18 protein-coding genes and 1 riboswitch are annotated in these 18,989 nt (G+C 46.2%); of the genes, 17 read left to right on the top strand and 1 reads right to left on the bottom strand.

Annotated elements, in window-relative coordinates; translation table 11 throughout:
- Positions 1-33: 33 nt before the first annotated feature.
- A complete protein-coding gene (locus KSP24_RS07585; protein WP_025675629.1) occupies positions 34-858 on the top strand; it encodes a purine-nucleoside phosphorylase in 825 nt (274 codons plus the stop codon).
- A gap of 122 nt (positions 859-980) precedes the next feature.
- On the opposite strand, the gene KSP24_RS07580 is transcribed toward KSP24_RS07585, so the two are convergent.
- Positions 981-2,192, bottom strand: a complete 1,212-nt coding sequence (locus tag KSP24_RS07580; protein ID WP_216974827.1) for an O-antigen ligase family protein — start codon at positions 2,190-2,192, stop codon at positions 981-983.
- A 201-nt stretch (positions 2,193-2,393) separates the two neighbouring features.
- On the opposite strand from KSP24_RS07580, the gene KSP24_RS07575 reads away from it, so the two are divergent.
- The 16 genes from KSP24_RS07575 to ribH all read left to right on the top strand — a co-directional run bounded on the left by KSP24_RS07575 (position 2,394) and on the right by ribH (position 18,884).
- Positions 2,394-4,034: a glycosyl hydrolase family 28-related protein gene (locus KSP24_RS07575; RefSeq protein WP_058711117.1), complete on the top strand. Its 1,641-nt coding sequence runs from the start codon at positions 2,394-2,396 to the stop codon at positions 4,032-4,034.
- A gap of 221 nt (positions 4,035-4,255) precedes the next feature.
- Positions 4,256-5,449, top strand: coding sequence for a D-alanyl-D-alanine carboxypeptidase family protein (locus KSP24_RS07570; RefSeq protein WP_013371735.1), 1,194 nt, complete (start codon positions 4,256-4,258; stop codon positions 5,447-5,449).
- Between the two features lie 96 nt (positions 5,450-5,545).
- Positions 5,546-5,899 carry an anti-sigma F factor antagonist gene (gene spoIIAA, locus KSP24_RS07565; protein ID WP_013310782.1) on the top strand — a complete coding sequence of 118 codons (354 nt, stop codon included), beginning with the start codon at positions 5,546-5,548 and terminating at the stop codon, positions 5,897-5,899.
- On the top strand, positions 5,896-6,351 hold the full coding sequence (spoIIAB, locus tag KSP24_RS07560; RefSeq protein WP_013310781.1) for an anti-sigma F factor: 456 nt from the start codon (positions 5,896-5,898) through the stop codon (positions 6,349-6,351). Before spoIIAA ends, spoIIAB begins: the two co-directional genes overlap by 4 nt.
- An 11-nt stretch (positions 6,352-6,362) precedes the next feature.
- Positions 6,363-7,118 (top strand): RNA polymerase sporulation sigma factor SigF, encoded by a 756-nt coding sequence (sigF, locus tag KSP24_RS07555; protein WP_064962957.1) that lies wholly within the window; start codon positions 6,363-6,365, stop codon positions 7,116-7,118.
- 174 nt (positions 7,119-7,292) lie between these two features.
- Positions 7,293-7,934 carry a stage V sporulation protein AA gene (locus KSP24_RS07550; protein ID WP_013371733.1) on the top strand — a complete coding sequence of 214 codons (642 nt, stop codon included), beginning with the start codon at positions 7,293-7,295 and terminating at the stop codon, positions 7,932-7,934.
- Complete coding sequence (locus tag KSP24_RS07545; protein ID WP_013371732.1) at positions 7,931-8,353, top strand: stage V sporulation protein AB; 423 nt, start codon at positions 7,931-7,933, stop codon at positions 8,351-8,353. Before KSP24_RS07550 ends, KSP24_RS07545 begins: the two co-directional genes overlap by 4 nt.
- Before the next feature lie 26 nt (positions 8,354-8,379).
- Entirely contained in the window at positions 8,380-10,074 is a 1,695-nt protein-coding gene (locus KSP24_RS07540; protein ID WP_216974826.1) for a spore germination protein, read from the top strand.
- 110 nt (positions 10,075-10,184) lie between these two features.
- Positions 10,185-11,552, top strand: a complete 1,368-nt coding sequence (lysA, locus tag KSP24_RS07535) for a diaminopimelate decarboxylase (RefSeq protein WP_013371730.1) — start codon at positions 10,185-10,187, stop codon at positions 11,550-11,552.
- A 162-nt stretch (positions 11,553-11,714) separates the two neighbouring features.
- Entirely contained in the window at positions 11,715-12,149 is a 435-nt protein-coding gene (locus KSP24_RS07530; protein ID WP_013310775.1) for a peptidylprolyl isomerase, read from the top strand.
- Between the two features lie 255 nt (positions 12,150-12,404).
- Positions 12,405-13,418: a 2-oxoacid:acceptor oxidoreductase family protein gene (locus KSP24_RS07525; RefSeq protein ID WP_013371729.1), complete on the top strand. Its 1,014-nt coding sequence runs from the start codon at positions 12,405-12,407 to the stop codon at positions 13,416-13,418.
- Positions 13,418-15,706: a thiamine pyrophosphate-dependent enzyme gene (locus KSP24_RS07520; RefSeq protein ID WP_216974825.1), complete on the top strand. Its 2,289-nt coding sequence runs from the start codon at positions 13,418-13,420 to the stop codon at positions 15,704-15,706. Before KSP24_RS07525 ends, KSP24_RS07520 begins: the two co-directional genes overlap by 1 nt.
- A 220-nt stretch (positions 15,707-15,926) precedes the next feature.
- The gene (locus KSP24_RS07515; protein ID WP_058829742.1) at positions 15,927-16,394 is read left to right on the top strand and encodes an IDEAL domain-containing protein; all 468 of its coding nucleotides are present in this window, start codon (positions 15,927-15,929) and stop codon (positions 16,392-16,394) included.
- Positions 16,395-16,462: 68 nt separating this feature from the next.
- Positions 16,463-16,635: riboswitch (FMN riboswitch) on the top strand.
- A gap of 330 nt (positions 16,636-16,965) precedes the next feature.
- On the top strand, positions 16,966-17,631 hold the full coding sequence (gene ribE / locus KSP24_RS07510; protein WP_013371726.1) for a riboflavin synthase: 666 nt from the start codon (positions 16,966-16,968) through the stop codon (positions 17,629-17,631).
- Positions 17,632-17,705: 74 nt separating this feature from the next.
- A complete protein-coding gene (gene ribB / locus KSP24_RS07505; protein WP_302054342.1) occupies positions 17,706-18,389 on the top strand; it encodes a 3,4-dihydroxy-2-butanone-4-phosphate synthase in 684 nt (227 codons plus the stop codon).
- A gap of 30 nt (positions 18,390-18,419) precedes the next feature.
- Positions 18,420-18,884, top strand: a complete 465-nt coding sequence (gene ribH / locus KSP24_RS07500) for a 6,7-dimethyl-8-ribityllumazine synthase (RefSeq protein WP_013371724.1) — start codon at positions 18,420-18,422, stop codon at positions 18,882-18,884.
- The last annotated feature ends 105 nt before the right edge of the window (positions 18,885-18,989 follow it).

Raw genomic sequence — 18,989 nt, 5'->3', positions numbered from 1 at the left:
ACTTTACGATTGTACAAGTCAGGAGAGATATTTATGTCAACAGCCAACCAAGCTACAATTCAGGAAGCAGCAGACTATATCCGTGCCAAGAGCGGAATAACTCCAGAGATTGGTCTTATTCTGGGATCGGGCCTCGGTATTTTGGCAGATTTGATTCAAGATGGAGTTAGTATTCCCTATCAGGATATTCCCCATTTTCCCGTATCAACGGTAGAAGGCCACGAGGGGGAGTTACTGTTAGGCACTATTGAAGGTCGCGCTGTCGTCATGATGAAGGGGCGCTTTCATATGTATGAGGGCTATGGCCCGCAACTGACGGCTTTTCCTGTTCGGGTAATGAAGCAGCTCGGGATTCAAAGCCTGCTCGTGACAAATGCGGCAGGTGGTGTAAACACTTCCTACAAAGCGGGCGATCTGATGGTCATCTCGGATCATTTGAATCTGACCGGACAAAATCCGCTGATTGGACCGAACGATGCTGCTCTGGGTGTTCGCTTCCCAGACATGTCAGAGGCATACAGCCGCCGCTTGCGTGAAATTGCCAAACAAACAGCTACCCAACAAGGCTTCAGCCTGCAGGAAGGTGTATATGCCGGATTGCTGGGACCCAACTATGAGACACCTGCTGAAATCGTTATGCTGCGTACACTGGGGGCAGATGCAGTAGGGATGTCGACCGTGTCTGAGGTTATCGTAGCTCGTCATGCGGGGATTGAGGTTTTGGGCTTCTCCTGTATTACCAATATGGCTGCAGGCATTCTGGACCAGCCTTTGTCTCATGGTGAAGTGATGGAGACGGCAGAGAAGGTACGTGAACAATTTCTGAAATTGGTACTGGCGATTATTCCACAAATGTAGATTAAGTATAATTTTCAATTCGAAACGGTGGTTATATTCAAAGAACCCCATATCCGAGCGCCTTTTGATGGCGTGGGATACGGGGTTCTTTTACATACCGCGGTTGAGCTGAGTAAGATTGCCTAGTGAAGAGGGCGTGTGCTCCATGCAGCTGTATTCGCTTTTTCTGCTACAGTTAGTCTATGTCGCTCTTGCACCTTGATCACAATGACCATGAATATAATCCAGTAGATGGATAATGAGTTCAGAAAACGGCTATCCGTTATATTGTTTAACACGATGAACAGGAAAAAGACGGCTGCCGTCAGCCAAGTATACATATCTGTTTTGCCGATTCTGAATTTAAATAAGGTAGTTACGACGAGTATAACCGTTGCCAGTAGTCCTATAAGACCCACATCGATCCACAGATCTCGAAAGCCGCTATGGCTGCTGGTCAGATCAAAGCGGATGCCGTTCGCATAAATGCTGGGCCGGGCTGCCCAGAAGGAGCCATAACCATGGCCGAACCAGTAGTGGCTCTGAATAGCACCATCAATTCCCTGCCAGATTTCCGTTCTTCCGGTTAAGGTTGTTGTTTTTCCGAATTCCGAGGCAATCGCATCTCCATAAGTAAAGGTAAGTGCCAAACCCAAAAGAACAAGTAAGCAGGAACAGCTAACAAAGAACCCCCGCAACGCGATGCTTCGAATTCTTTTGAATAGTAATATAAACAAAATAAATACGAACAGTGAAGATGTCAGCACCAATGAGGTGGTAGATTGGCATTCGATGAGTAATAAGGCATTGAGTAAGATGAAGCCAATATGTAAAGCTTTGCGTGTGCCCCTGAAAAAATAAATGACATGTGAAACAAAACTTAACAGAGAGAGGGTTCCAAGTGTATTTTTATGACCGGAGATTCCCTTCCACAGTCCAGTATGTTCTACACCGCCATGAATGGCAAAGGAAGGAACGAGTACAACGGCGAGTAGATTGAGTACGCTCAGGATACTTAATGTAACGACTAAGAGGCGTATGCAGCCCTGTGTTGTATAATGGGTGACCAGATAAAGTCCAAAGGTAGAGAAGGCAATAAATTTGAGAACCATGAGCAGGGAAGAGGTCTGCTCTTGTTCAGCCCATATGCAGGAGGCGGCGATGTACATCATGAGTAAAGTCAGCAACGGATTATCAGCTAGGGTTGCGATTAATGACTTGAGTGAAGGCAGAAGCATGGTGTAGCTGAACAACAAGATAAGCAGGGAAATCGTGATCACTCTGGGAGACAAACCCTGACAGGCAAAGGGGATCGAGAAAGCCAGTAAACCGGCTACTGTGAGTATGTGTTTCACGGTTTCACCGCCTAGATACGTTATGTATCTATAATATACAAAATGTATCTTCTTGTACAATCATATAAAATATTTATTTTCATTTTTCGCGATCCTAGAGCAAGCCTTATTGTGCATATACTCAGTCCATGCTAAGAAAATGAAGAATTCTTCGGCATAGTCTGAAAGTATTTTCACGTTTTTAACAATGGGGGTGTTTGGGTGGCAGATTTTACAGACCGATTGAAGTTGAATTTGAGCGGTACGGGCAAAGAGTTAACGCCTCAGCAGTTAAATGACAATTTTAAAGCCATTGAAAAAGAATTCATGGAACGCAGTGTAAACGTAAGCTGGTTTGGAGCTGCTGGTGATGGTATTCAGGACGACACGGCATCTTTGCAAGAATTGATTAACAAGACCCCCGATTACTCCATTCTTCACATCCCCAGCGGCCGATACAAAATAACATCTACCCTTCAGATTCGGAAGCAGGGTATGCGCATTTTTGGGATTCATAAGGGCAGATACCGACAGGGTAAGGGAGTTACATCGATTGAATATTATGGCAAGGGCCCTTGTTTCCAAATTGGAGACGAAAGTCTGCCATCGTTTAGTGGCTTTCAAAATGTGCAGTTCCATGACTTATCGATCCGGTACGAAGGGACCGACAGAGCTACCTTAAATAATCCGTTTTCGCAGTCAGTGAAGCGCGGGTATTATGGCAAAGGTACTACGGGCATTCAGGATTGGAAGGGCGGCGGCGTTGTCCTGGATAACGTGTTGATTGAGCATTTTGAAACGGCTTTTTGGGGCTATGAAAGTGATGTGAACTTATTTAAATGCACGGAGATAAATTACAATAAAATAGGGATTCACTTGCAGAACAGAAGTTCACAGTTTACAAGCATTGCGCTTTTTACGCTCGGAAACGATACGGCGCTGGACCTGAATAGTTCTAACGGGGCGAGATTCATGGCTAGCCAGCACATTAAGGATGGGAGCCCCAGTGATATTCCCATTCTAATAAATGATTTTATGAATGCAGAATTTATAGGCTGCTGGTTTGAGGGACTAAGCAGAGAACACAAGGTGACAGTACCTTCTTTTATTCAAATTGGTGCTACGAAAGAAACCAAAAATGTTGCCTTGCGCGACTCTATTTTGGCGATAGCAGACAAATACGATGACACCCAATCAGTGTGCAATTATTTTGTGGATGTGGTCATTGGCAAAAAAGTTTTGGTGGACGAGGTGGGCGGATATCCCCGTAATCTAAAACAGCTTATTTGTTTCTCTGGTAGCTCCTCCACACAGCAGGTGACACTTCGCTCACATTTGGATTTTAGCTATAGCAATCATCGTTATGACGAAAATAATGGGACAGGGCAAGCGTTGTTGCTCGTAGAGAAATATTCGAATAACGGTATTGAACATTTGAATGAAACCTTTGTCAAAGCCTACCTTGGTTCAAGGCAAAATATCCCTGCAGGTAGCTGGCAGAAAGTAAGGTTCAATCAAATCAATCATGATGAGTTGACCGAATTCGATGGTTCGAATAGTCGGTGGCGAGCCAAACGAGCTGGGAAATACAGAATACAAGTATACGTTTCGACCGATCCCCAAGTAGATGGTAACCGGACACGGCTGGCACTTCACCTGAATGATGAGCAGCTTGCCGGAAGTTCTGCTTATGCATATCTCGATGACAGGGTGATTGGCGGGCTGAACTATGGTGCATTGAGTGGAGCAATGGAACTTAGACTTGAAGCGAATTCTTTTATTGATATACGGGTGTTTAGTCAAAATGCAGTGGATATTTTACCGGGTGGAGGTATTACATACCTCACCGTTAGCCGGATTTGAACGATTTTTATAGATCCTGTTACAGACGATACATGTTGTGTCATTTATAGATTGGAAAATAGCACCATGCTGGCTCAGCTTGGTGCTATTTGATGTTTTTATCCATATGGAATATTTTTCTTTCAATCTGACGACAATGGTTAGCAGCACGCGAATAGACCGGAGAGATCAGTAAATGGACTCCGGTGCTTTACGCCAATATGTTGAGGAGGGGACCGATTGTGAAGAAAAAAGTGGTGGCGTTCATCCTGGCTTGTCTGGTAGCCTTGACTGCCGTCCCTGTCGGCGGTTGGGCCGAAGAAAGCAGACCTGAAAGCAAAACCAAAGTAGGATCAGCAGCTGAGCTGGCTCCCGAGGCTCTTTCGGCGATCTTGATGGATGCAGATACAGGCACAGTCATCTATGAAAAAAATAGTCGTGAAAAGCTTCCTCCAGCAAGCATCACTAAGATCATGACGATGCTGCTAACAATGGAGGCCATTCATGATGGCAAGCTCAAGCTGACCGATAAAGTACGGGCCAGTGAGTATGCGTCTTCAATGGGAGGCTCGCAAATTTTCTTGGAGCCGGGAGAAGAAATGACGGTCGATGAGATGCTGAAGGGAATTGCGATGGCTTCGGGCAACGACGCCTCTGTAGCGATGGCGGAGAAAATTGCAGGGTCTGAACAGGCTTTTGTCGAGATGATGAATGCCAAGGTGCAGCAGCTCGGACTCAAAGATACGCATTTTGCCAATTGCAACGGTTTACCCGTAGAAAATCACTATTCCTCTGCGCATGATATTGCGGTTATGAGCCGGGAACTGTTGAAATATCCACAAATTACGAAATATACGGGAGCGTATCAGGACTATTTGCGCAAATCCTCGGTCAAGCCCTTTTGGCTGGTGAATACGAATAAGCTTGTTCGCTTCTATACCGGAGCAGACGGTCTGAAAACGGGCTATACGTCAGAAGCAAAGTTCTGCCTTTCCGCTACGGCGAAGCGTGATGGCTTACGTGTCGTAGCTGTCGTACTCGGTGAGCCGAACACGAAGATACGCAACAATGAGGTTTCTTCCATGTTCGACTACGCATTTTCTCAATATACAATGAAATCCATATATAAACCAGGTGAAAAGCTGGGCAGTGTAAAAGTTGAAAAAGGTGTATTACCAGAGCTGGAAATTCAGGCTGACCGTTCTTACAGTGTGCTGGTGAAAAAAGGCGGCAACAAACAAACACTGCGTCACGAGCTGCAACTGACTCCAAGCCTTAAAGCTCCTGTCCGGGTGGGTGACCCTGTTGGTAAGCTGGTCGTCTATCAGGATGGACAACGCCTTAAGGAGTTTAATATCACTTCGCCTGTGGCGATCGAGAAGGCCGGCTGGTGGAAATTGTTTAAACGTACCATGTCAAACCTATTTTCTTTGTAGATTTTACGGGGTTTTCTTCTAGTTTTGTCGGAGGGCAGGAATCGTCTGCGACTACGTAGAAATCCTTGTCCAAGACCGGGAGGAGAGTGAGCAAGCATGAACCTGCAAATTGAAATGGAGCATCACCGGGGAGTACTTATTGTAAGGCTGTCTGGTGAACTTGATCACCATACGTCGGATATGGTCCGTATGCAAATGGATGAGGCGATTCAGCGCCGGCAATGCGAGCATATCGTGCTCAGCCTGAAGAATCTTCAGTTTATGGATAGTTCCGGCCTTGGCGTTATCTTGGGACGATACAAACTGATCAAGCAAAAGGGCGGGAAAATGGCAGTCTGTGATGTCAATCCGCCGGTACATCGATTGCTGGATATGTCAGGCTTATTTAAAATCATGCCCATCTATGACAACGAGGGAAATGCGCTCACGGAATTGGAGGTTGTGTCATGAGAGAAGGCACGGGGAACAATTTCATGAGCTTGCAGTTTGCCGCCAAATCGGAAAATGAAGCATTTGCCCGCGTGGCTGTGGCAGCCTTTATTTCCAGGCTTGATCCCACGATGGATGAGCTTAGCGATTTGAAGACCGTCGTGTCTGAAGCGGTGACAAACAGTATTATTCATGGCTATGACAGCGATCCGTCAGGTGTTGTAACGATTAAAGTTGGGATTGAAGCGGACGTGATCACGTTAGTCGTTGAGGATGCAGGACGGGGAATTGAGGATCTGGAGCTGGCCAAGCAGCCTCTCTATACGTCCAAGCCTGAATTGGAACGCTCCGGCATGGGCTTTACGATTATGGAAAATTTTATGGATGAGTTCGAAGCAGTCAGTGAGCCGGGCGGAGGCACGTCGGTCCGGATGAAGAAAAGGATTGAATCCAAGAAAGCTTTATATAATTAGGAGTTGATCCTATGGAAGCAGGAGGAAAAAAAACTTCGCACAGCTATTTGGAGGATGCAGAGGTCAAGCGGCTTATTGCACTGAGTCAATCTGGTGATAATGATGCTCGTGAGACACTGGTCAATAGTAATATCCGGCTCGTCTGGTCTGTCGTGCAGCGCTTTATGAACCGGGGGTATGAACCTGACGATCTTTTTCAAATTGGTTGCATCGGATTGTTAAAATCGGTGGATAAATTCGATCTCAGCTACGAAGTCAAATTTTCAACATATGCGGTACCTATGATTATCGGTGAAATTCAACGGTTCCTTCGAGATGACGGTACACTCAAGGTTAGCCGTTCCTTGAAGGAAACAGCCAATAAGGTCCGCAAAATGAAGGACGAGCTATCCAAACGGCTCAATCGCCTGCCTACAGTCAAGGAGGTTGCTGATGAGCTGGGAGTGACACCGGAGGATGTTGTTTTTGCGCAGGAGGCGAATAAGCCTCCTACCTCGATTCACGAAACGGTGTTTGAAAATGACGGGGACCCGATTACACTTATGGATCAGATTGCCGACGAATCACAGGAAAGATGGTTCGACAAGCTGGCGCTGAATGAGGCCATTGACGGATTATCTGAGCGGGAGCGATTGATTGTGTACTTGCGTTATTATCGGGATCAGACTCAATCAGAGGTTGCAAGTCGTCTTGGTATTTCTCAGGTGCAGGTATCACGATTGGAAAAAAAGATTTTACAACTAATCCGCGATCAGATTGCCCAATAATAAAGGGCAGGATTTTAGTAAAACTTTATGCTTACGCATTTTAAAGGGTATTCCAAAGCCATTTTAATGGCCAGGAGTACTCTTTTTTGCGTGCAACAAAAGACAATACACAGAATAGGTTTGCTTGCTTCACTCCATACTAATCGGTAATTACGAGGATAAGGAGGGAATCGGATGAATCATAGTCCGGCTCCTATTGTCTACTTGCGGCTCCGCAGCCGTGTGCGTATGATCCAAGGGCAGGATTTACATTTGGGCGATGTAGCCCATCTGCTGACGGAGCCCGAATGGGAAAAGGATCTGCTTGAACTTGTTCTCAAGCGGCCGCAGAAGCAGGACGGTAACCTGATACTGGTGGACATGCTACAGATCATATCAAAAATTAGAGATCATATTCCGGGAGTTGTAGTTGAATCTCTCGGGAAACCACATGTACTTGTGGAACTCGTGGAGAGACCCCGTAAGCCATCCAAAATACTGTTCGTGTTGGTATGGTTGCTCCTGTTTTTTGGCTCTGCGCTGACGATTATGAACTTTCATGCTGACGTTAGCATGATGGAGGTGCAGGTTCGGATTGTAGAAATGATTACGGGACAAAAGGATGAGCACCCGTACTTGTTCCAAATTGCTTACTCGATCGGCATCGGCTTTGGTATGATCGTATTTTTTAATCACTTGTTCAAGAAAAAATGGAATGAGGAGCCGACGCCACTGGAGGTGGAAATGTATCTGTATCAGGAAAATGTGGATCAGTATGTTGTGGCAGAGGAGTATGAAAAGATGGCTCGTTTGCAGCCAAAGGATAAGAAACCATGATATTTGTACAGGCTGCACTTCAGATTATTTTGGGTATCGCTGGGGGGCTGGCGGTAGGTAGCGGCGTGATTGCTTTTTTTATTGTGCTGGATATTATGCCGCGATTAGCACAACTCACCCGGACGTATAAAAAATCACGTGCATACGAAAAGGCGATGATTTTAGGTTCAGTGGTGGGAACCGTGGCCGATTTTTGGAACATCTGCTTGCCATTACCGGGCATATTTACATGGATACCTGGTTTGTTTTGCGGGGTGTTTATTGGCTTGCTCGCCGCGGCTCTAACAGAGGTGCTGAATCTCCTGCCCATACTGGCCAAGCGACTCCATATGACTGTATACATGTTCGGTCTGTTAATGGCAATGGTGCTTGGCAAGGTAACGGGTTCCTTATTTGATTGGTTTGTATACAACCGTTAATAGTGAAAGAGAAGGGGGCAAGAAGTATGGATCACAGAACGGATCAGGATCAGCAGGAGCATTATCATGGAGACGGAGCAATTGGAAGGGAAAATCATACTGACGGGGAAAGTTTGGGCTCCTGGAAGCAAAAGCAGGGGCAGGAAGCCGCCCGTCTTAAGCACAAAAAAGAAAGCGAGCGTTCTGATAATGTAGAGGAATCCATTCGTTATTGGCAGATTGAGGATGATATTTCGCCAAAGATGAAGGAAAATCGTGAAACCCTTAAGATGGTATTGGGTTTGGGAGAAACCTTTGATGTTGTATTTAGGGAAATGACAACAGGTGGCCGCCATATCGGGTATTTGTTCTTGAATACCTTTGCCAAGGATCAGATCATGCTTGAGGTGCTAAAGCGGCTCACCTATCTGACGCCGGATGACATGACTTCAGCTGGACTTCAAACGTATTTCGAAAATTTTATTCCACATATACAGGTGGAGAAGACGGATAAGATGTCCGTTGTCATAAACAAGGTACTGACGGGAATGAGTGCTCTCTTCATGGAAGGCGAGCGTTTTGCTGTTATTCTGGATACTCGTAATTACCCTGTACGGAGCCCAGAAGAACCTTCCTTGGAGAGAGTTGTGCGCGGTGCACGTGATGGTTTTACTGAAACGATGCTTACAAATGTAGGTTTAGTGCGTCGGCGTTTGCGAGACCCCGGACTTAAATTCGAGGCCATGCAGGTCGGACGCCGAACTCGAACAGATGTATGCTTGGGCTACATTGATGATATTGTGGATAAGGTTATGGTGGATACGGTACGAGACAAAATTAAAAATGTTAATCTGGATGGTATTCCACTGGCTGATAAGCAATTAGAGGAGACGATTATCAATAAAGGTTGGAATCCATATCCATTAGTACGATATTCAGAGCGACCAGATGTTGTGGCTTCGCATATTATGGAAGGAAGGCTCGTAATTTTCGTTGATACCTCACCCAGCGTAATGATTTTGCCTACCACTTTTTTTGACCTGTGCCAGCATGCAGAAGAGAATCGGCAAACCGCTTTTATGGGTAGCTATTTACGCTGGGTACGTTTTATAGGCATATTCGCCTCGATGTTTCTGCTTCCGATGTGGCTGCTAATGGTTATCAATCCCGAATTAAAACCGGCGTTTCTCGATTTTATCGGCCCTCAAAAGGAAGCGCATTTTCCGCTAATTGCCCAGTTTATCATTGTGGAACTAGGGGTCGATCTTATGCGAATGGCAGCTGTGCATACTCCGACACCATTGGCTTCCGCCATGGGGTTGATTGCAGCGATTCTGGTTGGTGATATAGCGGTTAAGACGGGGCTGTTCGTAAATGAAGTCGTATTGTACATGGCTGTTGCTGCCATAGGAATGTTCGCAACACCAAGCTATGAGCTGGGGCTCGCGAATAGACTGATTCGACTATTCCTGCTGATTGCTGTTGCTATTTTTCACGTACCAGGCTTTGTCGTGGGCACGACACTGATCATTTTGATGCTGACGCTGCATCGGTCATATAATTCTTCGTATTTGTGGCCGTTTATTCCTTTTAATGCCAAGGCGTTAGCTTCCATCTTGTTCCGTATGCCTGTACTTGATGCGCCTAACCGCCCGTCATTTAATAAAACGAGGGACAATACGCGTATGCCCCATACGGATGCCAACACAGATTCGAACTCAGGCAATGGACAGGAGCATTAATGTAAATGATCTGCATAAAAATCCATTGTTCTTGATGTTTTTTTTGCTATACTGGTGTAAACATTCGATGGAATATGACTAGCTTGTTCCAGAAAGAGAGGCGCCAGAACATGTATTTGCATGGAAGCAGTAAAATTAACAGCAATGGACATTTGGAGATTGGCGGATGTGATACCACGCTTTTGAAAGAGCGTTTTGGCACGCCGCTATATATTGTAGACGAACAGTTAGTCCGCCGGCGCTGCCGGGAATTTATAGAAGCATTTCGTGAGACCGGTTTAAAGTTTCAAGTGGCTTATGCAAGCAAAGCATTTTGTGTTATGGCAATGTGCGCTTTAGCTGCTGAAGAAGGGATGTCGCTCGACGTTGTTTCCAGCGGAGAGCTGTTCACAGCGCTGCAAGCAGGATTCCCGGCAGAACGAATCCATTTTCATGGCAATAACAAGACGCCGGAAGAAATTGAAATGGCGTTAGAGGCGCAAATTGGCTGCTTTGTCGTTGATAGCAAGATGGAATTGCATTTGTTACAGGCTCTCGCCTCTGAAAAAGGACAACAGGTCAATATTTTACTGCGGGTTACGCCGGGGGTTGAGGCGCATACGCATGAATATATGGCCACAGGTCAAGAAGATTCAAAATTTGGTTTTGACATTGCGAATGGCACAGCCCGTCAAGCGGTGGAACAGGCTATCAAGCTGGATCATCTTAATCTGCTGGGAGTACATTCTCATATCGGCTCGCAAATCTTCGAAGTCAATGGCTTCCAAATGGCTGCCGAGCGGGTCGCAGTTTTTTGCAGGGAGATTAAAGAACAGCTTCAGTATTCCTTCAAGGTGATTAATCTCGGTGGGGGATTTGGTATCCGTTACACAGAGGAGGACACACCGCTGAAACTATCCACCTATGTACAGGCTATCGGCGAAGCGGTGAAAACTCATTTTTCAGGGCTTTACGATGAACTTCCAGAAATTTGGATTGAGCCGGGACGCAGTATTGTAGGTGATTCAGGTACAACCTTGTATACGGTAGGAAGCATCAAGGATATTCCGCAGGTTCGTAAATACGTTTCTGTAGACGGCGGAATGACAGATAATCCACGTCCTGCACTGTATCAGGCCAAGTATGAAGCAATGCTGGCTAATCGAGCGCAAGATGCGAACGAAGAGACAGTGTCCATTGCAGGCAAATGCTGTGAAAGCGGCGATATGCTTATTTGGGATGTAGAACTGCCTCGCCCGAATAGCGGAGACTTGCTCGCTGTTGCCTCAACCGGAGCTTATAATTACTCCATGGCGAGCAATTATAACCGGATACGCCGACCAGCAGTTGTATTTGTCAACAACGGTGAGGCCGAGCTGGTAGTGCGTCGGGAAACCTACGAGGATATCGTTCGCAATGATGTTTTGCCACAGCGCTTGGTTCGTGATCAAGCCAGTTCAGTGGTTCAGCCCAATGCCAAGATTACGGTTTCGTCCTGATTGTGGAATTTAAAATTCAAGCAGGCCATTGCGTCGGTAATAATAGACCGGGGACAATGGCCCCTTTTTTTGGACAAGGCTTTGCTAAGCGCGCCAATTCATAGTAAACTGGAACTTGATGTTATTTAGTTCTCAAAACAGGTTGAAAAGGAGATACAAACAATGAAAAAAGGTAGAATAGATCTTGAAAACGGCGGTATCGTCGAAATTGACTTTTTCCCAGAAGAAGCTCCAAACACCGTTGCTAACTTTGAAAAGCTGGCAAACAGCGGTTACTACAATGGTTTGAGCTTCCACCGTGTCATCCCGGGCTTTGTTGCTCAAGGGGGTTGTCCGATCGGTAATGGTACTGGCGGTCCTGGCTACACCATTGACTGTGAAACAGCTACGAATACAACAAAGCATGCCAAAGGCGTTCTGTCCATGGCTCATGCAGGTCGCAACACAGGTGGCAGTCAATTCTTTATTTGCTACGCTCCACAGCCGCATTTAGATGGAGTACATACTGTATTTGGTAAAGTAACCAAAGGTATGGAATTCATTGATGCTGTAAAACAAGGCGACAAAATGAAAGAGGTTAAAGTATTTGACGTGTAATTTACCATTACATGCATGATTTGAATTCCTTTAAATAGCGTTGCACCTAAGCCGTTCTGTCTTTGGACAGGGCGGCTTTTGTTGTCTTTTGTTTGACGGTTTGCTGATTTTTACAATCACGTAGGTATTACAGTGCGTAAGATCACATTCGAAAAGTAAGTGTTGTGATAGCCTTTTCATAAGAATGCATTTTCCATTTATTTTATATGAGTATTCAAGCTCAGTAAGAGTTGGAAAAGAAGGGGGCTTATCACATTGTCTATTTTAACGCGCACAAATCGACTCGGATTTTTTGAAATCCGGCTGGAATCCATTGGTGGACTCGGCGCAAATCTGGCTGGCAAAATGTTGGCCGAAACCGGGGTACTTGGTCTGGGACTGAATGCTTCAAATTTCTCATCCTACGGTTCGGAAAAGAAGGGATCTCCAGTTAAAAGCTTTGTTCGCTTCTGTGAGCCGGAGGTGGATATTCGCGATCACAGTCCGATCGAGCAACCGCATGTGGTAGGCATTTTCCATGAAACGTTATACAAAACGGTAAATGTAATCAGCGGCCTGCCAGCAGATGGGATTGTAGTGGTCAATTCCACACGTCCGGCAGAAGAAATACGGGCTGATTTGGGACTGGTATCCGGTACATTAGCAGTGGTGGATGCGATGGGCATCGCACTGGAAGAGCGGACCAAACTAAATACGTCCATGCTAGGTGCCTTGTTCCGTGTCTGTGATTTCCTGGACCCGGAAGCAATGAGATCGGTTATTCGCAGTACTTTTGAAAAGAAAAATCCACAATTAGTGGAACCTAATCTGCGTACGTTTAATCGTGGTTTTGAAGAAATGCAACTACATGTATATCCGGTTACTGCTGACGCGCAGGATCGGGTTTTTGAACGTCCGCAGCCTTTGCTAGGGTACGAAACTCAATTGCTGGGGGGCGTTATTGCAACTCAGGGCAACAGCATGACGAAAGATGTTAGTGGTTCACGTCAGGGTTATGTACCTGAGTATGAAGCTGATAAATGTACTCATTGTGCCAAGTGTGATTCGATTTGCCCGGATTACTGCTTTGTATGGGAAGAGCAAGCAGACAAACGCGGAAGAATGATGCCGTTTTTGCAAGGGATTGATTACCAGTATTGCAAAGGGTGTCTGAAGTGTGTAGATATTTGCCCGTCGGGGGCATTAAGCTCGCGTCGCGAACAATGGGGCTGGGCGGAGCAGAATCGCGTTGCCCACCAATTTCCAGTATATGAAGGAGGGCGTGCGTAATGGCAAAGCTGGAGGAAGAACTCAAACAGACGGGCGCCGCACAAGTGACAACATTCGAATCCGGTAATGAAATGGCAGCTACAGCGGCTGCGCAGATCAATTATCATATGATGGGATATTTCCCGATTACGCCATCGACTGAGGTAGCCCAGTATCTAGATCAAATGAAAACGCGTGGTCAGCATAATATTAAACTGGTTGCAGCAGATGGAGAACACGGATCGGCAGGGATTTGTTATGGAGCTGCGGCAGCAGGAGCGCGGGTTGTGAACGCTACCAGTTCGCAAGGTTTCCTGTACATGCTGGAGCAGTTGCCTGTTCAGTCGGGTACCCGTTTTCCTATGGTTATGAATCTGGTGACAAGAGCTGTCAGTGGTCCCTTGGATATTCGGGGGGATCATTCGGACCTGTATTATGGTTTGAATACAGGCTGGGTCATTTTGACGGCAAGTACGCCACAGGCTGTGTATGATATGAACATTATGGCCCTGAAAATTGCAGAGCATAGCGATGTACGATTGCCTGTAATGGTCGCATACGACGGTTTTTATACGTCCCATCAAAAACGTAAAGTGCAATATTTTGCCGATGCAGAGACCGTGCGCGATTTTGTAGGCCCCAACCCGAACCTAAATTATCCGAATATTACGGATTTTGATCATCCTGTCACTGTGGGTGCGCATATGAACGGCGATGACCTGACGAATAATCACGCTCAACTGTCCAAAGCGTTGAAGCTTTCAGAAGGAGTATATGAGCAGGTAGCAGCAGAATATGCCGCTTTATCCGGGCGGGAATATCCGATTTTGGACCTGTATCATATGGAAGATGCCGAGGTTGCGGTCTTCCTGCTGAACTCGGCGGCCGAATCGGCCAAGGATGTGGCGGATCAACTCCGCACGCGCGGCATTAAAGCCGGTGTGATTCGTCCGAATATCATCCGGCCATTTCCTGCTGCACAACTGCGAGAGGCATTGCGTCATGTCAAGGCGCTGCTGGTGGGTGAACGTGCAGATTCATACGGATCGGATGGCGGTAATTTGACGCACGAAATCAAGGCGGCGTTGCAGGAGGACCCGTTGAACCAAACCATCGTGTTAAGCCGTATCTTTGGCTTGGGTGGTAAGGACTTTTATGCGGAAGATGCAGAGGCCTTCTTCCAGCTTGCGATTCAGGCGGCAGAGGCTGGACGCGCGGAGAAGCCTTTTGATTATTACGGGGTTAATCCAGGCTCTCCAGACAAGGTGATGCCGCAAGTCATGCAGCCACCACGTGGCAATGCATACCGTACGGGGCTGATTCAGGTTACGCCGGACGAGGCGACTGGGAAGCTCAAAGTCAAGGTACCACCTCTGCGTTCGTTGACAACCAAACCACGCCGTCTTACACCAGGGCATGGGGCTTGTCCTGGTTGTGGAGCCTTGTCTGCGCTTGAGCTATTTTTTAAAGGAATTGAAGGCGATATTGTCGTACTATTCCAGACTGGCTGCGTTTATGTGGTGACGACAGGGTATCCATATACATCACACAAGCAACCGATGATCCACAATCTTTTTCAAAACGGGGCCGCTACCCTTTCAGGTGCGCTGGAAGCTTACATGGAGATGAAGCGACGTAATGAAATTAAGATATCTGATGATCCAACCTTTATCATGATCAGTGGTGACGGTGGGATGGATATCGGTATGGGTTCTGCAATTGGTGCGGCTCTGCGTAACCATAAACTGATTATGCTGGAATATGACAACGAGGGGTACATGAATACAGGTTCGCAGCAATCGTACTCCACTCCAATGGGGCATATGACCAGTACATCGGGTGTAGGGAAAATGCAAAAAGGGAAGCAAGGGCATCATAAGGATACCGTACAAATCATGGCCGCCTGTAACATCCCGTATGCTTTTACCGCAGCCGAAAGCCATCCGCAGGATATGCTGCGCAAAGCGGCCAAGGCTCAATGGTATGCCAACAACGTCGGTACGGCTTATGGTAAAATTCTGTGCGCTTGCCCGCTCAACTGGAAATCCGAAGACAGACTGGGTACTAGCATCGTAGGCGCCGCAGTTGAGTCTTGCTTCTTTCCTTTGTACGAAATCGAACAGGGAAGCACGACGATTACGTACAATCCGGAAGACAAGGGAAAACGGATTCCAGCCGCAGAATGGCTGAAATTAATGGGTAAAACGAAGCATCTTCTCAAAGAGGAAGCAACGCTGGCTACCTTTGAGCAGGAGATTGAGCGTCGCTGGACTATCCTGAAAAAGAAACATGAAATTTCGGAGTTATAGTTCTGTTTTTTTGTATAATAATCGTGTAACATTGTTAGCCGCTGTTTCGGCACCAGTTCGATTGAGATTCCTTGCGCTTGCTGCGCAAGGAATCTTTTTTTGCGTTTATGGGTTGAAGCATAAAAAAACAGGTAATGATTTCCGATATAGGAGTGGAGGCCTATAGAAGGCATGTTATAAAGTTTTCTTTTGAATTTTAAGATGCAATGAGGTGCAGGTAATGATTAAGCTGAATACAGTTGAAATAATTGAAATTATAAAGAAGCAAATCCCCAAGGTTATGAACATCACGCCAGTGGAACTCAAGTTTACGGATGATTTTGGACGGGCATCGCTGGCGGCAACAGAACACAAATTCACGCTGACGAACCAGCATTATTCTGCCAAGGTGATGGATTGTGTGTTAGAAACACAAGTGCGCCCTATTTTAATGTGTGAAATTATTTATTTTCTAAAATGCGAGTTTATTGATGGGCATGTGGATGTACGACTGGATTATGAAGCATGTTCTGAAGGAGAGCGAGGACCTGTTGCTTCGGCCGTTATTACCTTTGACCATGATACACAGCTTGGAGTCGACGAACTGGCCGATCTGATTGATCTGGCACTTCATATGAATGATAAAACCTGGTTTGAAGAACTCTCCAGCCAATATGTCAAAACCAAAGCAGGAGCTTCTATTAGATAACTTGCTTTTTTTTGAAGTCGGTGCTAATATACGTAACAAGTTTAATGTTAATTCAATTAAATAAGAGCAAGATCCTTCGGGGCGGGGCGAAATTCCCCACCGGCGGTGATGACATGTTTGTGAATCGCTTCTGCGAACTCAGCATGGCTTAGTCCGTGACCCGGATGCTGAACAATCAGCAGAAGGTGGACCTGGTGTAATTCCGGGACCGACAGTATAGTCTGGATGGGAGAAGGATACGAAGCGCATGTGTATGACGTGACATGTGCCAATTTTTAGCATACGTAAAAATGCGTACGGCTTATTTCGTTGTAGGACAGTATCGGACGACAGCTTTGATTAAGCTTTCTTTTTGATAACGTTCTGAGCGTAATTGCTGTACCTTCGATCATGCTTTCTTTTGGCAAACCTATGATTTCATGTCATTTTAAGACATACATGAACTGCGCTTGTATACTACATATGTGACTCTCATCACCCCCATGACGGATTGAATCCTGACTGGGGGTTATTTGCGCTTACAGCAGATGAATTAGGGATAAACTGAAATGTAGTGGAAAGGAGTGAAAGCATGTTTACCGGATTGGTCGAGGAAGTGGGTCGCATTCAAAGTATTTCTAAGAGCGGTGAAGCGATGGTGCTGGGGATTTCGGGTTCTGTGGTATTGGGCGATTTGAAAATCGGCGATAGTGTCTCGGTAAATGGGGTTTGCCTGACGGCAATACAGATTGGTACTAAAGATTTTAAGGTTGATGTGATGCCAGAGACTTTTCGCAGCAGTAATCTAAGGGAACTCAGATCCGGCAGCCGAGTCAACCTGGAGCGAGCGATGGCGGCGAATGGAAGGTTCGGAGGACATATCGTACAGGGACATGTGGACGGGACGGGTACAATTCGCGGAGTAACATCAGACCAGAATGCAGTTGTGTTCGAAGTTGAGCCTTCTGATCAAGCATTATTTAAATATGTTCTCCTCAAAGGGTCAATTACAATTGATGGTATCAGCCTCACAGTCGCGCAGCGTACGAGAGATAGCTTTGCCGTATCCATTATCCCCCACACCTTAGCTGAAACGGCCTTACAAGCCAAACGTGAGGGAGACACTGTGAATATTGAATGCGACATATTGGGCAAATATGTGGAGCAACTTTTACATTACAGAGGTTCAGTACCGATGGAGAGAGCAGATCAAGCTCCTCTTAGTTTGGACTATTTGGCGAAACACGGCTTTGCTTGATACAGCCTGATACAGAATGATAGAAAATTTGGTTCAGGAGCATTCGTGACATAAGACATAAGGAGGAGAGGGTTATGGATAGAGGCATCCAAATAAGTGCGACGACAAACATCATGGAGCAGGGCGAGTTGCACCATGACGAAGAGATTCGATTGGATTCCATCGAAGAAGCATTGGAGGATTTAAAGAACGGCAAAGTCGTTATTGTAGTGGATGATGAACAGCGGGAAAATGAAGGCGACTTTATCGCTTTGGCTGAGAAAGCATCGCCTGAGGTCATCAACTTCATGATTACAGAAGGTCGCGGGTTGGTCTGCGTGCCGATCACACAGCACAGAGCCGAGGCATTGGAATTGCATCCTATGGTAGAGCAAAACACAGATTTTCACGGTACCGCCTTTACGGTATCGGTAGATCATATGAAGACAACAACGGGGATTTCAGCGGCCGAGCGCTCTTTGACTGTTCGCGCCTTAGCCGAAGAAGCAATCACGGGCAGCGATTTCCGCAAACCTGGTCACATGTTCCCGCTAATTGCTCGCGATGGTGGGGTCTTGCAACGCGCCGGTCATACTGAAGCGGCTGTCGACCTGGCACGACTCAGCGGCTTCAAGCCGGCCGGGGTCATTTGCGAAATTATAAAAGAAGATGGCTCAATGGCCCGCTTGCCTGATTTGGCCGTGATCGCCAAGCGACATCAACTGAAGCTGATTAGCATTCAACATTTAATTGAATACCGTCGTCGTTTGTCATTGTAAAAAAATTCAAAAAAAGAGAGGTTGATAAGAATGGCACGTTTTCTGGAAGGTAATCTTGTATCAAGTGGTTTAAAGTATGGTATTGTGGTGGGCAGATTTAATGAGTTTATTACAAGCAAACTGTTAAGTGGTGCGCTTGACGCACTTCAACGACATGGTGCACAGGAAGATGAAATTGATGTAGCATGGGTGCCGGGTGCATTTGAAATCTCACTTATTGCACAAAAAATGGCTGCAAGCGGAAAATATGATGCCGTCATTACGCTTGGCACGGTTATCCGTGGCTCTACTTCACACTATGATATCGTCTGCAATGAAGTGGCCAAGGGTGTGGCGGCAAGCAGTCTGAAAACGGGTGTCCCTATTATTTTTGGTGTAGTGACTACGGAAAATATTGAGCAGGCTATTGAACGAGCAGGTACGAAGGCTGGTAATAAAGGTTGGGATTCTGCGCTGGCTGCGATTGAAATGGCCAATCTCGGTAAGCAGTTCTAATGATATAAATGGCTGAAAGAACGGCATAAACTGCAAAGTGGAAAAGGGATTGGATTGTTAAGCAAGGCGATGACGTATATACTACAGAAAGAGGGATTGATAACG

The sequence above is a fragment of the Paenibacillus sp. AK121 genome, assembly GCF_019042715.1.
GTDB lineage: Bacteria > Bacillota > Bacilli > Paenibacillales > Paenibacillaceae > Paenibacillus > Paenibacillus polymyxa_C.
This window is presented reverse-complemented; position numbering and strand designations above follow the sequence as displayed.